The following is a 17,861-nucleotide window of genomic DNA, read 5'->3' as shown; positions in this document are numbered from 1 at the left end:
TTAAACCACTTAAAACCCATATATCAAACAGAAAATATCGTATAGGTTATTACAATTAGCCAATCTTATCGCTGAATTTTACTTTCTATTAAAATAGATATTCTGATATAAAAAAGTTCGAGATAAGGGGTTAACAGTGCTACAGACTTAGTTATTCTTTTTCATTTTTAGGTTAGACCCTGTGAGAATTCCTTATCAAAATAGAAAAAAGACCCTAAAGACATGGTTTCTAAAGCCTTTCAAATTTATCACTAGGCTATAGTTATTTGAAAAGCTAAAGCTCGGATCTCAATACAAGTATATTTGATTTTATTTCCTCAGCTCTCTTTAAATTTACTATACCTTCTGGGCTAGTCTTATATTCACGTAACGCTCTTTCTGGATCTACATTTATGCCATAAGTTGTTACTGGAATATCAAATCCAGATTCTTTTCTTGTATATAAGCTTTTCATTTTCACTAAGTGTAAATTAATTTGACCAGGCTTTGTTATAACACCATTAGGATCAATAATAGCGACTAATTCGCTATTGACGATAGCTTGTACAGCTCCATTATCCATCTTTGATTTGACTAAAACGAAAGAAGCTCGAGGAGTAATTCTATTTATTTTATTTTCGATACTACGAAGCTCTTCTGAGAGCATGTTTATCTCATTTTTAATAGAAGTAACTCTCTCTTTTTCTCTTTCAACCTCAGCTGCTATCTGTAGAGCTTCTGCTTTTGCAATAGCTTCAGCTTTTTTATCAGCAAGAATTTGAGCATCTTTTTGCGCTTTTTTATCTGCAAGAGCTTTAGCAGCGATTTCTCGCTGATTTAAGACTTCCTGAGGTGAAAGCACATACTTTTCTTTGTTAATGATAGAAGCAATATATTTACAAACTTCATAATGTTTCTCTTCATTATCCTCATAACCCGAGTAGATTAAGATTGTATCCTCCGTTAGTTTAGTTGCCCCAATGTTTGTTTGGAACAAAATGTCAGATTTAGATATTTTAGAAAGACTTGCATGACCGTCATACATCCCATTTTTTTTACAAGAGTTCATTGCAGTGACGAGAAAATCCTGTGTATCCCTGATACGGATTTTTTTTTCTAAAGCCTGCTTTTGAATGCTATATTTTTCTTCCAAACTAGACGTTATCAACGCCAAATATGCAGATGCTTCTTCATATGAAAATGCATCATTGCATATGAACTCGATACTCGGCTGTTCCTTTAGACTTTTACCTGTAATCTTATTTATTGCAACAATTTGGTCTATAAATAGAACTTTATCATAATCATAACGAGTACCTTCTTTAATGTATCGAGCGGCCTTCCTCCTTTCTGACAATAAACTTTGTATGTTCATTGTATCAACCAAATCATAATTATAGGGACTCAAATAACCATTATCTGTGCAAATTGAAAGTACATCAACGGACAAAACTTTCGCGCTAACCGTTGACGACGCCATAAGAAGAACAATAGATAGTATATCTTTAATTATTTTCATTCTTTACCCTGTAAACAGTTGAAAGGCTAATACCTAAATGTTTTGCTACTTCTGACTTACTCATACCATCTGCTACAAGCTCATTCACTTGAGTTTTTTTAGCTCTAGCTGTTGGCTTTCTTCCCTTATACTTACCTTTTTCTTTTGCTAATGCAATACCCTCTGCTTGACGTTCAAGTAACAATTGCCTTTCAAAAGTTGCAATAGCACCAATCAAAGTAACCATAAGGCGGCCTGTTGGGCTTGATGTATCAATTCCCAAGTTAGCAACTTGGAGTGATACTTTTTTTGAATCTAAAAACTCTACTACCTCAAGCAAATGCTTTGTATTACGAGCTAGGCGGCACAGTTTAGTAATTTTAATGCTATCACCCTCCCTAACATACTCTAACATTCGTTTGAGCTCAGAACGCTCTGTAGAGGCTCCGCTTTGAGTTTCTTGAAATACAACATCACAATCCTTCAATGCGTTTAATTGCACTTCTAGACTTTGACCCTTAGTACTTACACGTGCATACCCCACTTTAGCCATAATTAGGCTCCTTATAAATATAGATTCTTAGCTTCCAAATATTTTAGTAATTTAATTACTAGTGAAATTAAAACTTTTTTTAATAGTTTTAATATTAAACTTTTAAGTTCCATAAGACGGTATCTTATTGTTTAGACTTAATTAACTTATAACAAATAGGTTATCCAACATTGGTTTCCTTATGCAAACAAGTGCTTTTTAGTTCGTAATAGTTCAAATCAATTAAAATATTAAGGTCAGCTAAACAAACAAGGAGGAATTATGCAGACGAATAGAATTACACGAACGAAACGAAAAGTAATAATTGATTTAAGGGACAAAAACCTAAGTCATACGGCAATTGCCGATAAAGTTGGTTGCCATAGAAATACAGTTAGCAGAGTTTTAAAGCAGGAGGGAATAGTATGAAGCATTATTTATATAATAGAGATAACAGCCTTCGATTTGAGCTTCCTAATGGTTATGGCAAGCACAAAAAAAAAGTCGTAATTACAGTTTATAATTGCGAACCTATTGTTGAAGTTTACCTCGATGCTAATAATTTTATGCTTATTGATTTAGGTAATATTCGTATACTAGAGTCTAGCGCTTTTGCAGCACATAAAAGAAATGATGGGAAGTTATGCGGAAGAGCTAATGGCTCTAGTAGAGAATATGCTCATAGAATGATATTAAACCCACCATCTCACTTACAAGTTGACCATATGAACCATAACCCACTTGATAATCGCGTGAGGAACCTCAGAGAATGCTCTGCAAAACAAAATAATATAGCTAAAAAAGATAGTCGAATTAATGAGGTGGTAGCAAGCACTGGATTTATTGGAGTTGTTCACGTAAATAAACTATATGATGAACCAGCCATTTACAAGGTCAGACACCCTTGTGGCGGAGTTTATTCAAAAAGATTTAAATGTGAATGGAAGGCTGCTGAGTTTAGAGATGAAGTTATCTCTACGCATTTTCTTGGGGAATATGATGATGGAGAATGGCCAACACTTAACTTTATAAAATGGAACTTTGATATCAGTGGCAACCGTTTAATAGAGGAAAGTAAATTGAACTATGAGTATTATATGAATGATAGATGTCAATCAGCATATGAAAAAGGAATAGATTGGCTTAAAAAAACAGATTTGGTTAAGGATTTTTATGATGCTTATATGTCCAAATATTTGGCCGAGGAGGAGCTATATGAGCGTGTTCGATAGAATCAAATAGTTTACCCACCATACTCTCCTGTATATATGTGTGTATATTTGTCACTTTAAATGTAACAATGTCGCAGAACCACCTAACACACTGATTTAAAAGAAAATTAAGTGCAACTTTTCTGTGACATTCTTGTGATTTTGTAACTTTTAGATTTTTTATAAATTAAGAAGGGCATAATATTCAAATAAGCCCTTCTTGTATCTATATCAATTTCGAGTTTTCATTTAATAGTATATAAAATTAACTATAGTCCCAATCGGCAGGAGTAAATGATAATAAATCTTCAGTTTCATCAATAATAAATTCAAGTGGTTTTTTACTGTTTGTTCTACCTAAGTAGGTTGGAACATCATCACTATGTAATTCGTAGACTTCTGAATTAGTACCATGTGCACCTAAGGGATCCCCAGAAATAATCATTAAGTTTCAATTACATCACTCACATCCATATTTTTCCAATCGAGTTGCACTACCACCTGTACGAAATAGGCTAGTCCTGCCAAATAATCTCGCCGTCGCAGTTTAATGGACTGTTTTTTGAAGTATCGCAGCCCAACAAATGCCCATGACACTACTCGTCTTTTTTTGGTTGAATTAGCTTGAAAAGCGCCTGTCTTTCCTGCTTTGTCTATCACTGCCCCCAGCATCATTGAGAACCAATGAGCCAGTGTGGCAAGCAGCAACAGTATGTCTAATCGATAGAGTTTGTTTGTCCTGTGCAGATCTGAGCCTAAGCCGAACCTAACACTTTTTTGATCTCGAAATCCTGCTTCTATCTGCATTCTCATACCATATAATTTGAGTACTTTTTCGAGAAAGTGGTGCCTCTTTGGAAGAGAAGAAACGAGTAGCCAAGGCTCCTTATAACCACGTTTTTTATCTCTTTTTAATAACTTATGTCCCTTGCCAACCAGCACTGCATGAGTTTGATATTTTGCACTTTTGGTCAACTCGGTCGCGCCAAGATACTGGCTCTTACGTTGATTGCTCTTGAATAGTGACTGGCATGGAACAAACTCATCGCTGCCCTGCGTTTTCAAATGTGCCGTACCTCGAACACGGCTAATATAATGCCAGCCATTGTTTCGCACGGCTTTGAGCCAAGGAACTTTAAAGCCCGCATCCGTCACAATTACGGGCCGGCAGTCACCCGGCAAGATCAGTTTGAGCATCTTTAAGAACCGTTTTTGAACTTTTGGGCAATGATACTGAAAACTGAATGCACTTTCCTGATACAGGGTCAAAGAACGACCTTCACTGGCAATGCTGGCACGCAGAATACAGTATTTGGTTTGTGTATCTGCATGACTCCAATCAACCAAAATGACGGGATGCTTTTCAGTGACCACAAAACGGCTTAAGCGAACATAAACCGATGTCGACTCACGCAAAAGCTCGTGGTTATTGAGTAGTCGATCAATACGTTTAATATCATGTTTTTCAGTTGTTTTTGAATCCAAATTGCGACCAATAGATGTCAAGGTGCATTGCTGACAGTGCAAAAGAGATTTAACGGCAGCGACTAGAGTATTAAATCTGGCTTTATGAATAGAGTTAGGGGTGACAGCGCGGAGCATATTGTGCAAAATAGTAGACGCATTCATGGTGTTTAGTTCTGTTGTTTTTAAGCGATTCATAAGATCACAAAACACCATGAATGTTCCCTCACTACCCATATTTTTTAACACTATTAGTTCATTGATATATAAAGGCTAATTTTGGGGATACTTTAGCATGTGCACCTTTTAGCTTAGTAAAGTGCTGTTCCATCACTGGATTCATGTCAATATAATAGACTAAAGCTGCACCCTTTTTATGAGGGTGCTCAATCATCTCTATTTTATCAATTACGTTTCGGAGCTTTGAATTAAAGGCTCTACGGTCGTCAATAGATTCTAATGGCTCGAGTCCCAAAACAATACGTTCTTTGCTTTGCATGGAAGAAACTCGTTGTTGTTCTGAAAGTAATAACGCAACTTTTTCAGCAAGCTCTAACTCAGCTTCTTGTAACTTTTCTGCAAGTCTGGGAGTAAAGTTTTTGTCCAATAACAGTCCTATACTATTAATTTTCTGCTCTAAAGCTCTAATTTCTAGCTCTAATGAAGCCGTTTTATCATCAATCGGTGAACGATATTTCTCAATTACCGACTGTAACGAACCTAATGCACTTAATACTTGAGGCTCGGTATATTTATAATTCATTCGAGCTTTAGATTCACACCTTAAAGTACATTTCAGGTAACCTTGTGGCGTTTTAACGGTTTGACTGCTTGTAACTACAGCTGCACCACATTCACCACATCGAATCAATCCAGTAAACAAATTAGTAAATTGGCCTGAACGGTTCCCTGAACCACGTTTATTTCGTAAATCCATACCTTGTTGAACGTTCAAGAAAAGAGATTTAGATATTACTTCTGGATAATAGTCAGCTATTTGAGTACCAACACTTTCCCTTTTACCATCGGGGTTCTTTTGATAAAACTGATGCTCTCCTATTAATGCTCGATTACGTAGAAGGTTGGATATAGTACTAGACCTCCACACAGATTGTCTTTTAAACGTTCGATAACCATGTTCGTTCAAGTGTTTAGCTATTAGCTCTATACCTAATCCACCAGCCGATAGCTCAAATGCCATTTGTATTATTTGCTTTGCGTGTTGGTCAACTATGAAATCTGTCTTATCGTTATTCCAACTCAACCAATCTGGTAATCTTGAGTTCTTGGCTTTGATGCCACTCAAAGCATCGAGACGAGCTTTGTTCCATGCTGATGAAGTGCGTTTAGATTTCATCTCTGACTCGTTATTCGCCCTGCTCATGATGAGAATTGACATCAGCAAGTCCATGTCATTATCGCTATCAGGTGAATAAACTCTGCCATCAGATAAGGTAACAACCGTTATTCCTCTATCGATTATTGATAGAAACAGTCGCAGCGCTTTTCTTACTTTATCTCTAGATAATCTATCTAAAGACTCAACTAGCAAATAGCAATTGGATTGAATATTCCCATCATCAACCAGTTTAAGAAAAGTACCCAACTCGCCTTCTGTTGAGTTGCCTCCCCTAAATGCACTCACACCAAAATCACTAATAGAGACATCTTGCAAATCCAAACCATGCTCGTTGGCATATGAGCGAGCAAGCTCAGTTTGCCTGCGAATAGAGTCTCCATCAGCTTGTCTGCTTGAGCTAAAACGAATATAACTGTAAGCTGTTTTCATATTTTTACCCACTAAAATGGATGTATCCGAATGAGCACTATTATATACGGAACCCCCGCAAACTGCGACACTATAAAAAAAGCCAAAAAATATTTAACCGATAACGCCATTGACTATACGTTTCATGACTATCGTAAAGACGGCATAAACCTAGCGATGATCAGCGAGTTTGCCAATCACATCGATTGGCAAGAGTTAGTTAATAAACGCGGCACAACCTATCGCCAATTAACTGATGAGCAAAAACAAAATCTTGATAAAGACAGCGCTCTTGCCATTTTGGTAGAGCAACCAGCGATGATCAAACGCCCAGTACTAATTCACAATGACACTTACCACTTAGGTTTTAAAGTGGCGCAATACGATGAGATTTTCGCATCATGATCCATCCAGTAATTGAACTTGCTCAAGCCTTGATCCAACGTCGTTCTGTCACGCCTGAAGATGCTGATTGCCAAACGATGATGAATGAGCGTTTACAAGCAATAGGCTTTAATATTGAGTCAATGTTTTTCACTGATACCTTGAATACGTGGGCACGAAAAGGCCAACAGTCACCTCATTTTTGCTTTGCAGGCCATACCGATGTTGTACCGACTGGGCCTGAAAAAAACTGGCAACACCCGCCATTTTCAGGTTTGCTTGCCGATGGCATGCTACATGGTCGCGGCGCTGCTGATATGAAAGGCTCACTCGCTGCGATGATTGTTGCAACGGAGCGCTTTGTTGCAAAACACCCCGATCACAAAGGCTCTATCTCGTTTTTAATCACCTCCGATGAAGAAGGCCCTTTTATCAATGGGACAACCCGCGTGATTGATACACTCGAAGCGCGCGGTGAAAAAATTGATATGTGCTTAGTCGGTGAGCCATCATCGCGCAATGTATTGGGTGATGTGGTTAAAAATGGTCGCCGTGGTTCTTTAACAGGCTTTTTAACCGTTAAAGGTATTCAAGGACATGTGGCCTATCCGCAACTTGCCTTAAATCCAGTGCACTTGGCCGCCCCACTACTTACGCAGCTCAGCCAAACAGTGTGGGATAACGGTAATGAGTTTTTCCCTGCAACCAGCTTTCAAATATCGAACATTAATGGTGGCACTGGTGCGGGTAATGTGATCCCGGGTGAACTTGAAGTGCAGTTTAATTTTCGTTTTAGTACTGAAGTAACCCATCAGCAATTACAGCAACGCGTTGTTGATATGTTAGCTGACTATGATTTTGAATATGAGCTGAATTGGATTGTTAATGGTCAGCCATTTATCACCGAAGGCGGACCATTAATTGATGCAACGGTTACAGCAATAAAAGCAGTGACCGGGTTAGACACCGTACTTGAAACCACTGGCGGCACGTCTGATGGACGCTTTATTGCCCAAACGGGCGCAAAGGTGATTGAGCTTGGGCCACGTAATGACACCATTCATAAGGTCAATGAGTGTGTAAGCAGTGACGATCTCATTGCCCTTGCCGATATTTACGAACATATTTTAGAGCAGCTGTTAACATGAGCCAAAGTACACTCACAGCACAACAATTAGCTGAGTGTGCGTGCGGTAAAAATGAGCTGCAGCTTGTTGAGTATCAAGGTTATAAACTGCATAAAGAGATTGTTGACGACTTTATACGCTTACAAAATGCGGCGCGTGATGCGGGCTTTGAACTAGCCATCGCATCTAGCTTTCGGGATTTTGAACGCCAAGCGTTGATCTGGAATGCTAAATTTACTGGACAACGTCCGGTGCTTAATAAACAACAGCAGCACGTTGATTTAGCGAGTATGCCGGATATTGAAAAGTGCCATGCGATTATGCTCTACTCTGCACTGCCAGGTACCAGCCGACATCACTTTGGCACTGATCTTGACATCTTTGATCAAGCCGCCGTGTCAGCAGACTATAAATTGCAGCTAGAGCCGAGCGAATACACTGGAAATGGCCCTTTTTCGGCAATGACTCAGTGGCTTGATAATCATTTAGAAGACTATGGCTTTTACCGTCCTTATCAACAAGACTTAGGCGGCGTTGCGCCCGAGCCTTGGCACATTAGTCATATTCAACAAGCGCAACAGTTAATGCAACACCAGAGTATTGACGCCTTAACGGATATTATCGAAAACAGTGAAGTTGCGGGCAAAGCCGCTATTTTGGCGCATTTGCCGCAGCTTTATCAGCGCTATGTGTTGAATGTGAGTGCCCCGGCTGTTTAGCCAACATAAACACCAATACAGCGCCGAGAATAACGGCGCTGGCAATCACAAACTGTATACTGAGTTCTTCTTTTAAAAATAACATGCCTGCTAATGCCGCTATGACCGGCACACACAGTTGCACCACCGCAGCCTGACTACTTTTTAACAAAGGCATAGCAACATACCAAATACTGTAACCAATACCCGAAGCCAGTACACCAGAGGCACAAGCAAGCGCAACCCCCTGCCAGCTAAGCCCCGATAAATGACTAAAACCAATCATAAATAACACAGGTAACGCAAATAAACTACGGGCAAAATTAAAGGTGGTGGTTTTAAGCGGTGAAATACATACCTTACCGCGAATACTGTATATACCCCAGGCTACGCCACTTAGCATCATCAATAGTGCTGGTATCACTGATGGAATAGTTGCCGAGGGCAACATCAGATATACAAAACCAATCACAGCGATAATAAATGCACACCACTGCACAGTGCTGAGCCGCTCTTTATTGTAAATACCCCAACCAATCATGGTTAGCTGCACCGCTGAAAATAAAATAAGCGCACCAGTGCCAGTATCTAATTCCACATACGCAATTGAAAAGCAAAGTGCATACACCAATAAGCTGATACTGCTGCGCCAGCTGCCGCGATCATCCACGTCGAGCTCAATATCGTCATTATTATTAGCCGGATTGGCTATTGATTTTGCTTGTATAAGTACGATAAAGCCTAAGCACAGCGCGCCACTGAGTAACCGCAACGCAGTAAAATTCCAAGCATCTATGTAGTTTTGAACTAATGCCATACGACATAAAAGAGAGTTTGCTGCAAATGCCAGCAAGGCAAGTACCGTGTACAATGTTGCTTTCAAAGTGTACCTTAGTTAAAACCGTTACTGCACATGCAGCGTGTATGGTTTGTTATGTTGTCGCTGACACCAGCCAACCACGTTCGAGCCATTGATTTATCAAACTGATAAGAAAGCCAGCAATTTGCTCACTGGTTATATCATTTATACAGGATTGCCATAATTGCGCAAAGTTTACCTGTTGTAATCGTAGTGTCAGTGATTGGTATTGGGATAGCACAACACTTAGCAACACAGTAAAGTCGATGAGTTTTCGTCATTTAATCGACTACTTATTTGATTATGAAATATTCTAAATTGAAAACTAGCGGCTTTGCTGATCTATTTCAGCTCAGTTACGTAATTATAGAATGAGTGCTTACGATTTTTTACATTGTTTATCATCGCTCTCAGATTAGATTATGCTAATCTGTATTAACGGTGATAAAAGGAGTGCCATGTGCAACGTAGTGTTATTTTTGGCTTTTGTGCTATTTTAGGTGGCTGCAGTACCATTGGATTTGGTGATCTTTTTACAGATTATGCCACTCAAATGACGCCTGTACGCCAAGCAATTAATAGCAATAATTTGGCTCAAGCCCAGCAACTATTACCAACTAATGGGCAATCGCACAGTAACTACTTACTTAATCAATTAGAACACGCTCGTTTAAACAACCTAAATAACCAATATGATAGCGCGCAACCACAATACGAAGCGGTCTATCAGCAAATGGAAATAAAGCGCCAAGCTGCCAAAGTACAACTCAGTGCTGGCCTTGAACAAAGTAACGCTCTGCTAACCAATGATTCGGTAATAGCGTATACGCCAGCGCCTTATGAAATGAGTATGCTGCATAGCTATAAAGCACTCAGTTATGTTTATCAAAATGATATTGAAGGTGCACTGGTTGAAGTGCGCCGCGCTAATAAAGTACAAACAGATGCATTAACGGCTAACCAAGATGACCTTGATGCCAGCGTAAAAGAAGCACAAAAGCATTATCCCAGCATGGATGAGGTGATTAAAAACGTAAAAAATGGCTACCAAAATGCGTTTACGTTTTATTTGTCAGGCTTACTTTACCAAAGTAATAAGCAATACGATGATGCCTACATTGATTTTAAAAAAGCGCTGGAGATCAATCCAGAAAATACCTATTTGCAGCAAGATGTACTGCAGCTTGCCAAGCGACAAGGCTTTGATCAAGACTTTGCAGAATTTAAAAAGCGCTTTGGAGAACCAACTAAGCGCGCCGCTAACAGCGGTGATGTGGTGGTACTAGTTGAACAAGGTTTAGTGCCAGAAAAAGATGAGTTTGTGTTGCGTTTACCGATTTATACATCCCGTGGCGATGCGCGCTTTTACAGTTTAGCGATGCCCGTTTATAAAGATAACGCATTTATACCCGCAATTAACAAAATTAGTATCGCAGCACAGCTTTTACCATTGAGCCCCTTGGTACGCCTAGAAGCATTAGCGGCAAAAACCCTTGAAGAGCAAACGCCGGCGAGAGTCTCTCGGCAAATATTGCGTTTAGTAGCAAAAGAAAAAGTACGTGCAGAATTAGCACGCAGTGGCGGCGATGTCGGCAATATTCTCGCGAATATTTACAACTTAGCGTCAGAGCAAGCGGATACCCGTAGTTGGTTGACGCTGCCCAATCAAATAAGTGTCGCGCGTACCCAGCTCGCTGCAGGGGATCATGTATTAAAACTTGGTGCTCATAGCGACATAAACTTTACCGTTAGTAAGCAAGGGTTAACCTTGATTTATCTAACCTCTATTAACAACTATTTTAATTCCCATGTAGTGCAACTTTAGGAGCTACCATGAAATATTTAGTGCCATTATTAGCGGTGTGTCTACTGGCAGCCTGTACAAGTAGACCAACCACATCAGGTATTAGTGTTGAACAAGCTTCAGCACAATACCAGCAACAGTTAAAAGTAGATAACCCTGAATTAGCTAAAAAACTGGCAATCACTGATGTAAAGACTCGCCAAACTAATCAGTTAACCGATGTCGTGGTGACACTGTCTAGCCAATATAAAAAGTCACAATATTTGCAGTACCAGTTTACTTGGTACGACGGAGATGGCTTTGTGATCAAAGGCAATCATTCACCTTGGCAAGCGCTGACTTTATTTGGTTTTGCCAATATGCAGCTACCTGGCCTTGCACCAACATCTGATGCAGTGACATTTTCATTAGCCGTTCGTGAAGTATCAACGCAAGCGCAAGAATTTAAAAAGTAAAGGATACCACTATGAATACTGAAAACACATCGAACAAACCAACACTTAAAGCACTTTCTGGTTTTGCTTTACTTGGCTTAAGCGCATTAGCGCTCAGTGGCTGTGCGAATAAAGCGGTCGTTAGCTATGGTGACGCACAAGCTGTTGAAACAACAGATATTAACTTTGGTTCAACCGACTTACAAAAAGTTGCAACCCAAATGACGGATTCGCTACTGGCTTCGCCAGTCGTGGGTACTATGACCGCGAATACACGCCCAGTGGTATTTGTTGAGCGTATTAAAAACAAAACCAGTGAGCACATTGATACTGAATCAATCACTGATTCAATTTCAACCCAATTACTACGCAGCGGTAAATTTCGCTTTGTTGATATGGGCCGTGTAGAAGCTGTGAGAGAGCAACTTAACTTTCAAAATGTGGATGCATTAGTTGACCCTTCAACGGCGGTAGCCTTTGGTCAGCAAGTGGGCGCGCAATATATGCTGTATGGCAACTTATCAAGCATCGTGAAGTCAAACGAAGATAAAGCCGACGTGTATTATAAATTTACAATGCGCTTAATGGATTTAAAAAGTGGCTTAGTCGAATGGGCTGACGAAACAGAAATTCGAAAAACCCGAGAAAAATCAACCTTTGGCTGGTAAAACAGCTTAGGAGGTAAATGATGAATAAACTCATAATTGGGTTATCTACTGCCCTGCTCTTCAGTGATCCAAGCTTTGCAGCCTATGAGCGAAATAAAGCTGTGCCTGTACAACAAGTATTGTTTGGCAATGTGCAATCTGTGCGTAACATTACTGAGCAAGAGCTGGTGCAAGATAAAAATAGTGGTTGGAAAACCTTTGGCGGCGCTTTATTAGGTGGTGTTATTGGTAATCAATTTGGTGGTGGCAGTGGTCGCACCGCCGCAACTATTTTAGGCTCGGTAATTGGTGGCAGCGTTGCACATAACCGCCAACAAGGCAGTCATTATAACCAATACCATTTGGTTGAATTAATGATCAAAGTTGAAAACGGCGAGCAATTTATGGTGGTTCAAGACAAAGACAGTCAAATGACCTTTAATACCGGTGACAGCGTGCGTTTAGTGTATTTATCAGATAACACAGTCCGCGTTGATAAAGCCTACTGATTTAAACTCAGATCAAAAAAGCGAGCCTTCATTTAACTATGAACTCGCTTTTTATTTTTTACAGGTCCAGTATAACTGGCTTAGCTTTGTCGATAATTATTAAAGAAGCGCTGCATCTTGCCCATCGCGGTCGATAAATCATCTTTATTTGGTAAAAATACCAACCTGAAGTGATCAGGGCTAGGCCAATTAAATGCCCTACCATGCACAAGTAGTATTTTTTCTGCTTTGAGTAAATCTAGGATCATTTTCTCATCATTTTTGATGTTAAAACGTTCGGTATCCACTTTAGCAAAAGCATATAAAGCCCCTTTTGGTTTGATACATGAGATCCCATCAATGGCATTCAAACCACGCCAAGCAATATCACGTTGTTCATACAAACGACCACCAGGGTTAATCAGATCATCAATTGACTGTACCCCACCCAATGCTTGCTGAATCGCGTATTGCGCTGGCACATTAGCGCATAGCCGCATTGAGGCTAAAATATCTAAGCCTTTGCGCAAATCGTCCATCAACGACGTACGGCCACTGAGCACCATCCAACCCATGCGTAAACCTGCTGCACGGTAAGTTTTTGCTAAACCGTTAAAAGTAATGATCGGCACATCATCACACAGTGCGCCGATAGAGCTATGCGTAATACCATCATATAAAATCTTTTCGTAGATCTCATCGCTTAATAACAATAACTTATGCTCACGCGCTACATCTATTAACTGTTGTAATAACGCATCATCATAAACCGCACCCGTCGGGTTATTTGGGTTGATCAACACCAACGCTTTAGTTTTTGTGGTGATTTTGCTGCGAATATCAGCAATATCAGGAAACCAATCTTGTTCTTCATCACATAAATAATGAACAGGGTTACCACCTGCCAATTTCACTGATGCTGTCCATAATGGATAATCAGGTGCAGGGATCAATACTTCATCATCATTATTGAGTAACGCCTGAGTCGTCATTTGAATTAATTCACTGACTCCATTGCCAATATAAATATTGTCGACGTCTAGATTGTATAAACCGCGTTGTTGGTAGTGCTGATAAATAGCCACACGGGCTGAGTAGAGGCCTTTTGAGTCACAATAGCCTTGGGCTGAATAAAGGTTACGAATAATATCGCGGTGCATATCTTCTGGCATATCAAAGCCAAACGCTGCCGGATTACCAATATTCAATTTTAAAACTTTTTGGCCTTCATCTTCCATTTTGCGAGCCTGCACTAACACGGGCCCACGAATGTCATAACAAACGCCTTGTAATTTATGACTCTTTTTAATTTCTGACATTTTTACCTCTACTAGTGGAACCACTAGATTACCCTAGTAAAGGGGATAAATACTAGTGTATTTAAGGCCTTAAAACTGAAATAAATTCACGTCTGAGTAATATACCCAAACACCTCAAGAAATGAGCTTCAGTTTGATAGCTAACGGCTTTGCAACCAATCAGTTAACTTTGCTTTTGAGCCCGCAACTTGGCCATCTAACTGCGCTGAGGCCGCGATAGCCTGTGCGGTATTGTCATTATTTAAACTTTGCTCAATTTCCCTTGCTACTTCCGACAAGCTAGTTGCACCAAATTGCGCAGCGTTTGACTTTAAACTGTGAGCATGTCGGCTGGCAACTTGAATATCATTATGAATAGTAGCTAATACTTCCGCGCCTAAGCGTTCAAATTCAGCGCAGCAAAACACCAACGTATCACTAAATTGCTCTCCTAATAATGATTCCATACTTTCCAATGCGCTTTCATCAATGATAATTGAGTTCATTTTTTATCCTTATTTTACTCATGCCACACTAAATTAGTAACTTATGTTAATTGTGTACTTTATCCTTGTCTCGAAAAAAAACCAACTAATCGTCTCATTCAGCGTATAATTAATAGGTTTTTCAACTAATCACTAATAAATAGATTATTTTATGTCTCGTTCGCTATGTGCTCATTGTAAATTTAGCTTATCAACTTGCCTTTGTGAAGATTTATCAGTGCTTGATAATAAACTTAAAATTATTATTTTACAGGATCCTAACGAAATCAAAGTAAGTAAAAATACAGCGCGCTTATTAACGCTTTGCCTTACGCAGTGTGAACTTATTATTGGCCAGACGCAGGCTGATTTTAGCATTTTGGAAAACTTACCTATTGCATCAACAGCTCTGCTCTACCCTGATGAAGATGCTATCTTGTTAGATGATAAATGTGCTTCAACAAAAGCATTTACCGCGCAGTTAAGCCATTTAATTGTGCTTGATGGCACCTGGAAAAAAGCATTTAAGCTAATGCAATTGACGCCTGCACTAAACAACTTTAAAAAAGTCAGTTTTGCATCAATTCCACACAATCGCTACCGCATTCGTAAAGCCCCGCGCAAAGATAGTTTATCAACCTTAGAAGCGGTAGCGCATAGTTTAGCGTTAATTGAAAATGCCGATCCAAGCGGTTTATATCAAGTGCTAGAAGCGCTTAACAATAAACAGACTCAATTTATGCCTGAGCATGTTAAAGCGCGTTATCAAGCAAAATGACCGCTAATAACCGTTTAAAACGTGGATTTTACCGCCAAGGCCCCGATTATCGCTTTGATGACCAAGTTGATTTTAATGATATTCGCGACACATTTGGCTTTCGTACTATGGTGGTCGGTAAATGGGTTACTAAAGAAGAGCGCTTTATTAGTGCTAATTTGATCTATGATGCCCTGGCCGATTTAGCGCAAATTCTGCAAGTGCCGCCAAAGGCAATTGGTCTTCGAGGAAAGCTCAATTTTGCCTTTGGTCATGGCGGCCAGCAAAACGTACAAGCCCATTATAATAGCCGAACTCGGACGCTGGCATTGGCAAAAAATGCCGGCGGTGGCGCACTGGCCCATGAATGGTTTCATGCCTTTGATCATCATATTACCGGGCATGTTTTTCCCGCACACGCAAAAAACCATTTTGCATCGAAACTGTGGCTTGAACATCCTATAGAGCCATCCCATTCGCTCAACTTAGCGCTAAATAAGTTTTACCAGAGTGTATTTTTAGGGCCAACAGGTGAAAACGCCAATCACTATGTACAGCAATGTATCGCATTTGATAAACACCATCAGCAATATTATATGAGCATGCCTGAAGAGTTAGCCGCACGTAGCTTTGAAGCCTGTATTGCCCAAAATGGGCAAATCATTAATCATTTTTTAGTATCGGGTATCACGAGTTCTGGCCTTATTTATCCTGACAATGACACCTTAATCACCTGCAACCGGGCACTTAATAGTTATTTTTCTCGATTAGGCCACTTGCTCTTTGCTCATCCTGCGTAGTTGATGGGGTGGCTCCTAGATGATGCTCTAGCCACTGCATATATGCATCAAACGCTAAAGGCCGTGAAAAATAATAACCTTGGCCAATTTCACAGCCATAGCTTTGTAATTTAATCATACTTTGGCTATCTTCGATCCCTTCAGCAACCACATAAGATCCCAATGATTTCGCTATGTCACAGGTTGCGCGACAAATAGTTTGATCATTTTTTGAATACTCAATGTTCATCACAAATTGCTTATCGATTTTTATTTCATCAAAGCCCATTTTGCTCAAGTAAGCCAGAGATGAATAGCCAGTGCCAAAATCATCTATGGCTATTTTTACACCAATTAAACGGTAATCATTAAGTGCATTCTTTATATCTACACCTTCAAAAAGCGTCGCCGATTCGGTCAGCTCTAGCATTATGTTGCTGGCATTTAGCTTAAATTCATCTAGCAATGTTATAAATAACACAGGCAAGTCTTTACGGAGTAAGTCTTTCGCAGAAATGTTTATAGATACAATATGCTCAGGTAATATTGCGGTGATCTGTTTTTGATAGATCAATGCCTGAGTAATGACCCATTCGGTGAGATCAGAAATGATCCCCGATGATTCAGCTATCGGAATAAATAAATCCGGCGGCACATGCCCCAATTGTGGATGTTCCCAACGTAGTAGTGCTTCACCACCATGTATTTTACCTGTATTTAAGTCAATTTGCGGTTGAAAAAACAAACTCAGCTGGTCAAATTCGATCGCTTCTTTTAAGGCTGATGCAATGGCGATACGGCGCTGTGAAAGAGTCACATTTTCAATATTAAACATATGCCAACGTTCGCCATGCAATGGTTTTACACCTAATGCTTGTAAGCCACGTTGGATCAACTGAGAAGACGTACTTGCATGTAACGGGTAATTCGCCACACCAATATCAACTTTATCAATTAAATGAAGCCGTTCGTGAGTGATACCATCAGCAAACACACTATTGATCACACACACCACCTGCTCTATTTGGCTTAACTCTAGCTTGCCAAGGATCACCACTGCATAAGTACTATCATCAAGTCTGACAATAGAGCGGAATCCTTGTATGTTCGTTTCAACACACAATACATTCATCGATGCTAATTGCTGCGCCAATTTGTTCATGGTCACTTTTATATGCTCATTGACGTGTTCATAACCAAAATTTGCCCGTGCATTCGACAATACTGCGGGTCTAAATAGCAATATAGAATGCGCAGCTGCTAGGTTAACCTGACTATCCAGACATTCTATCAGTAACATTTTATTCGGCAGCTGTGTTTCATCGTCATGGGTGAGGCTATAAGTGAATTGCTTAACTCGTTTACGTTCAAACATAAGCAGCGCCAGCACAAACGCCAACGCATTTAGCACAATTAATAGGTCATTAACTAGGTATAGAGAAGAGCCTGTCACCAAGGTTGCTTGCCAAAAAATTGTTTGTAAAACAACTGCACACCACACAAATAAAAACTCATACGGGATTGCTTGTTTAGTATGACTACGCCAATAAAAAAATAAATAGTTAAGCAGCACAAGCATAAAGCCCAAGCTCAAAGTAATCACAATAAAATGGGCTGATTGCTTCATAAAGCAACTTAATATAGCTATA

Annotated in this window: 20 protein-coding genes; 11 read left to right on the top strand and 9 right to left on the bottom strand. The window is 39.7% G+C overall.

The genetic code is table 11. The features are described from left to right. Nucleotides 1-274: 274 nt before the first annotated feature. Both NDQ71_RS01620 and NDQ71_RS01615 read right to left on the bottom strand, forming a co-directional pair. The gene (locus NDQ71_RS01620; protein WP_301562139.1) at nucleotides 275-1,498 is read right to left on the bottom strand and encodes a hypothetical protein; all 1,224 of its coding nucleotides are present in this window, start codon (nucleotides 1,496-1,498) and stop codon (nucleotides 275-277) included. Then, nucleotides 1,485-2,030, bottom strand: coding sequence for a recombinase family protein (locus tag NDQ71_RS01615; RefSeq protein ID WP_301562138.1), 546 nt, complete (start codon nucleotides 2,028-2,030; stop codon nucleotides 1,485-1,487). The genes NDQ71_RS01620 and NDQ71_RS01615 overlap by 14 nt, the downstream gene beginning before the upstream one ends. Before the next feature lie 261 nt (nucleotides 2,031-2,291). Between NDQ71_RS01615 and NDQ71_RS24365 the strand changes: the two genes are divergently transcribed. Together NDQ71_RS24365 and NDQ71_RS01610 are read left to right on the top strand one after the other, a co-directional pair. Beyond that, nucleotides 2,292-2,438 carry a helix-turn-helix domain-containing protein gene (locus NDQ71_RS24365; protein WP_367318005.1) on the top strand — a complete coding sequence of 49 codons (147 nt, stop codon included), beginning with the start codon at nucleotides 2,292-2,294 and terminating at the stop codon, nucleotides 2,436-2,438. Then, a complete protein-coding gene (locus tag NDQ71_RS01610; protein WP_301562137.1) occupies nucleotides 2,435-3,241 on the top strand; it encodes an HNH endonuclease in 807 nt (268 codons plus the stop codon). The genes NDQ71_RS24365 and NDQ71_RS01610 overlap by 4 nt, the downstream gene beginning before the upstream one ends. A 244-nt stretch (nucleotides 3,242-3,485) precedes the next feature. On the opposite strand, the gene NDQ71_RS01605 is transcribed toward NDQ71_RS01610, so the two are convergent. The 3 genes from NDQ71_RS01605 to NDQ71_RS01595 are packed head-to-tail and all read right to left on the bottom strand — an operon-like array spanning nucleotide 3,486 to nucleotide 6,473. Continuing rightward, nucleotides 3,486-3,665, bottom strand: a complete 180-nt coding sequence (locus NDQ71_RS01605) for a hypothetical protein (RefSeq protein ID WP_301562136.1) — start codon at nucleotides 3,663-3,665, stop codon at nucleotides 3,486-3,488. Beyond that, entirely contained in the window at nucleotides 3,665-4,882 is a 1,218-nt protein-coding gene (locus NDQ71_RS01600; RefSeq protein ID WP_301562640.1) for an IS4 family transposase, read from the bottom strand. Before NDQ71_RS01600 ends, NDQ71_RS01605 begins: the two co-directional genes overlap by 1 nt. A 58-nt stretch (nucleotides 4,883-4,940) precedes the next feature. Next, nucleotides 4,941-6,473, bottom strand: coding sequence for a recombinase family protein (locus NDQ71_RS01595; RefSeq protein WP_301562135.1), 1,533 nt, complete (start codon nucleotides 6,471-6,473; stop codon nucleotides 4,941-4,943). A gap of 30 nt (nucleotides 6,474-6,503) precedes the next feature. Between NDQ71_RS01595 and NDQ71_RS01590 the strand changes: the two genes are divergently transcribed. From NDQ71_RS01590 to NDQ71_RS01580, 3 genes are read left to right on the top strand one after another with little or no spacing between them, the layout of a single operon-like run. Then, on the top strand, nucleotides 6,504-6,857 hold the full coding sequence (locus NDQ71_RS01590) for an ArsC family reductase (RefSeq protein WP_301562134.1): 354 nt from the start codon (nucleotides 6,504-6,506) through the stop codon (nucleotides 6,855-6,857). Then, entirely contained in the window at nucleotides 6,854-7,984 is a 1,131-nt protein-coding gene (dapE, locus tag NDQ71_RS01585; protein ID WP_192540673.1) for a succinyl-diaminopimelate desuccinylase, read from the top strand. Before NDQ71_RS01590 ends, dapE begins: the two co-directional genes overlap by 4 nt. Then, a complete protein-coding gene (locus NDQ71_RS01580; RefSeq protein WP_192540672.1) occupies nucleotides 7,981-8,682 on the top strand; it encodes a M15 family metallopeptidase in 702 nt (233 codons plus the stop codon). The genes dapE and NDQ71_RS01580 overlap by 4 nt, the downstream gene beginning before the upstream one ends. Here the strand turns inward: NDQ71_RS01580 and NDQ71_RS01575 are convergent. Continuing rightward, a complete protein-coding gene (locus NDQ71_RS01575) occupies nucleotides 8,615-9,544 on the bottom strand; it encodes an EamA family transporter (protein ID WP_192540671.1) in 930 nt (309 codons plus the stop codon). The genes NDQ71_RS01580 and NDQ71_RS01575 overlap by 68 nt on opposite strands. A 436-nt stretch (nucleotides 9,545-9,980) precedes the next feature. On the opposite strand from NDQ71_RS01575, the gene NDQ71_RS01570 reads away from it, so the two are divergent. The 4 genes from NDQ71_RS01570 to NDQ71_RS01555 are packed head-to-tail and all read left to right on the top strand — an operon-like array spanning nucleotide 9,981 to nucleotide 12,914. Beyond that, complete coding sequence (locus NDQ71_RS01570; protein ID WP_192540670.1) at nucleotides 9,981-11,345, top strand: COG3014 family protein; 1,365 nt, start codon at nucleotides 9,981-9,983, stop codon at nucleotides 11,343-11,345. An 8-nt stretch (nucleotides 11,346-11,353) separates the two neighbouring features. Beyond that, a complete protein-coding gene (locus NDQ71_RS01565; RefSeq protein WP_301562133.1) occupies nucleotides 11,354-11,779 on the top strand; it encodes a YcfL family protein in 426 nt (141 codons plus the stop codon). 11 nt (nucleotides 11,780-11,790) lie between these two features. After that, the gene (lpoB, locus tag NDQ71_RS01560) at nucleotides 11,791-12,426 is read left to right on the top strand and encodes a penicillin-binding protein activator LpoB (RefSeq protein WP_064666030.1); all 636 of its coding nucleotides are present in this window, start codon (nucleotides 11,791-11,793) and stop codon (nucleotides 12,424-12,426) included. Nucleotides 12,427-12,446: 20 nt separating this feature from the next. Then, nucleotides 12,447-12,914, top strand: a complete 468-nt coding sequence (locus NDQ71_RS01555) for a glycine zipper 2TM domain-containing protein (protein WP_064666029.1) — start codon at nucleotides 12,447-12,449, stop codon at nucleotides 12,912-12,914. A gap of 80 nt (nucleotides 12,915-12,994) precedes the next feature. Here NDQ71_RS01555 and NDQ71_RS01550 read toward each other — a convergent pair whose 3' ends face one another. Both NDQ71_RS01550 and NDQ71_RS01545 read right to left on the bottom strand, forming a co-directional pair. After that, complete coding sequence (locus tag NDQ71_RS01550) at nucleotides 12,995-14,212, bottom strand: pyridoxal phosphate-dependent aminotransferase (RefSeq protein WP_064666028.1); 1,218 nt, start codon at nucleotides 14,210-14,212, stop codon at nucleotides 12,995-12,997. 140 nt (nucleotides 14,213-14,352) lie between these two features. Then, complete coding sequence (locus NDQ71_RS01545; protein WP_064666027.1) at nucleotides 14,353-14,697, bottom strand: Hpt domain-containing protein; 345 nt, start codon at nucleotides 14,695-14,697, stop codon at nucleotides 14,353-14,355. A gap of 151 nt (nucleotides 14,698-14,848) precedes the next feature. Here NDQ71_RS01545 and NDQ71_RS01540 point away from each other — a divergent pair, with 151 nt between their 5' ends. Continuing rightward, entirely contained in the window at nucleotides 14,849-15,454 is a 606-nt protein-coding gene (locus tag NDQ71_RS01540) for a tRNA-uridine aminocarboxypropyltransferase (RefSeq protein WP_192540668.1), read from the top strand. Next, the gene (locus tag NDQ71_RS01535) at nucleotides 15,451-16,233 is read left to right on the top strand and encodes a CLCA_X family protein (protein WP_192540667.1); all 783 of its coding nucleotides are present in this window, start codon (nucleotides 15,451-15,453) and stop codon (nucleotides 16,231-16,233) included. The genes NDQ71_RS01540 and NDQ71_RS01535 overlap by 4 nt, the downstream gene beginning before the upstream one ends. Here NDQ71_RS01535 and NDQ71_RS01530 read toward each other — a convergent pair. After that, nucleotides 16,181-17,839, bottom strand: coding sequence for a bifunctional diguanylate cyclase/phosphodiesterase (locus tag NDQ71_RS01530; RefSeq protein WP_301562132.1), 1,659 nt, complete (start codon nucleotides 17,837-17,839; stop codon nucleotides 16,181-16,183). The two genes, NDQ71_RS01535 and NDQ71_RS01530, sit on opposite strands and share 53 nt — an antisense overlap. Between the last annotated feature and the right edge of the window lie 22 nt (nucleotides 17,840-17,861).

It is taken from the genome of Pseudoalteromonas sp. KG3 (assembly GCF_030436385.1).
In the GTDB taxonomy this organism is placed as follows: Bacteria; Pseudomonadota; Gammaproteobacteria; order Enterobacterales; family Alteromonadaceae; genus Pseudoalteromonas; species Pseudoalteromonas prydzensis.
This window is presented reverse-complemented; position numbering and strand designations above follow the sequence as displayed.

Excerpts from the sequence above, each read along its gene's own strand:
- NDQ71_RS01610 (WP_301562137.1), top strand. The coding sequence starts at position 2,435 with ATGAAGCATTATTTATATAATAGAGATAACAGCCTTCGATTTGAGCTT.
- NDQ71_RS01555 (WP_064666029.1), top strand. The coding sequence starts at position 12,447 with ATGAATAAACTCATAATTGGGTTATCTACTGCCCTGCTCTTCAGTGAT.
- NDQ71_RS01615 (WP_301562138.1), bottom strand. The coding sequence starts at position 2,030 with ATGGCTAAAGTGGGGTATGCACGTGTAAGTACTAAGGGTCAAAGTCTA.
- NDQ71_RS01535 (WP_192540667.1), top strand. The coding sequence starts at position 15,451 with ATGACCGCTAATAACCGTTTAAAACGTGGATTTTACCGCCAAGGCCCC.
- NDQ71_RS01620 (WP_301562139.1), bottom strand. The coding sequence starts at position 1,498 with ATGAAAATAATTAAAGATATACTATCTATTGTTCTTCTTATGGCGTCG.
- NDQ71_RS01595 (WP_301562135.1), bottom strand. The coding sequence starts at position 6,473 with ATGAAAACAGCTTACAGTTATATTCGTTTTAGCTCAAGCAGACAAGCT.
- dapE (WP_192540673.1), top strand. The coding sequence starts at position 6,854 with ATGATCCATCCAGTAATTGAACTTGCTCAAGCCTTGATCCAACGTCGT.
- NDQ71_RS01590 (WP_301562134.1), top strand. The coding sequence starts at position 6,504 with ATGAGCACTATTATATACGGAACCCCCGCAAACTGCGACACTATAAAA.
- NDQ71_RS24365 (WP_367318005.1), top strand. The coding sequence starts at position 2,292 with ATGCAGACGAATAGAATTACACGAACGAAACGAAAAGTAATAATTGAT.
- NDQ71_RS01545 (WP_064666027.1), bottom strand. The coding sequence starts at position 14,697 with ATGAACTCAATTATCATTGATGAAAGCGCATTGGAAAGTATGGAATCA.
- NDQ71_RS01600 (WP_301562640.1), bottom strand. The coding sequence starts at position 4,882 with ATGAATCGCTTAAAAACAACAGAACTAAACACCATGAATGCGTCTACT.
- NDQ71_RS01565 (WP_301562133.1), top strand. The coding sequence starts at position 11,354 with ATGAAATATTTAGTGCCATTATTAGCGGTGTGTCTACTGGCAGCCTGT.
- NDQ71_RS01540 (WP_192540668.1), top strand. The coding sequence starts at position 14,849 with ATGTCTCGTTCGCTATGTGCTCATTGTAAATTTAGCTTATCAACTTGC.
- NDQ71_RS01550 (WP_064666028.1), bottom strand. The coding sequence starts at position 14,212 with ATGTCAGAAATTAAAAAGAGTCATAAATTACAAGGCGTTTGTTATGAC.
- lpoB (WP_064666030.1), top strand. The coding sequence starts at position 11,791 with ATGAATACTGAAAACACATCGAACAAACCAACACTTAAAGCACTTTCT.
- NDQ71_RS01580 (WP_192540672.1), top strand. The coding sequence starts at position 7,981 with ATGAGCCAAAGTACACTCACAGCACAACAATTAGCTGAGTGTGCGTGC.
- NDQ71_RS01530 (WP_301562132.1), bottom strand. The coding sequence starts at position 17,839 with ATGAAGCAATCAGCCCATTTTATTGTGATTACTTTGAGCTTGGGCTTT.
- NDQ71_RS01605 (WP_301562136.1), bottom strand. The coding sequence starts at position 3,665 with ATGATTATTTCTGGGGATCCCTTAGGTGCACATGGTACTAATTCAGAA.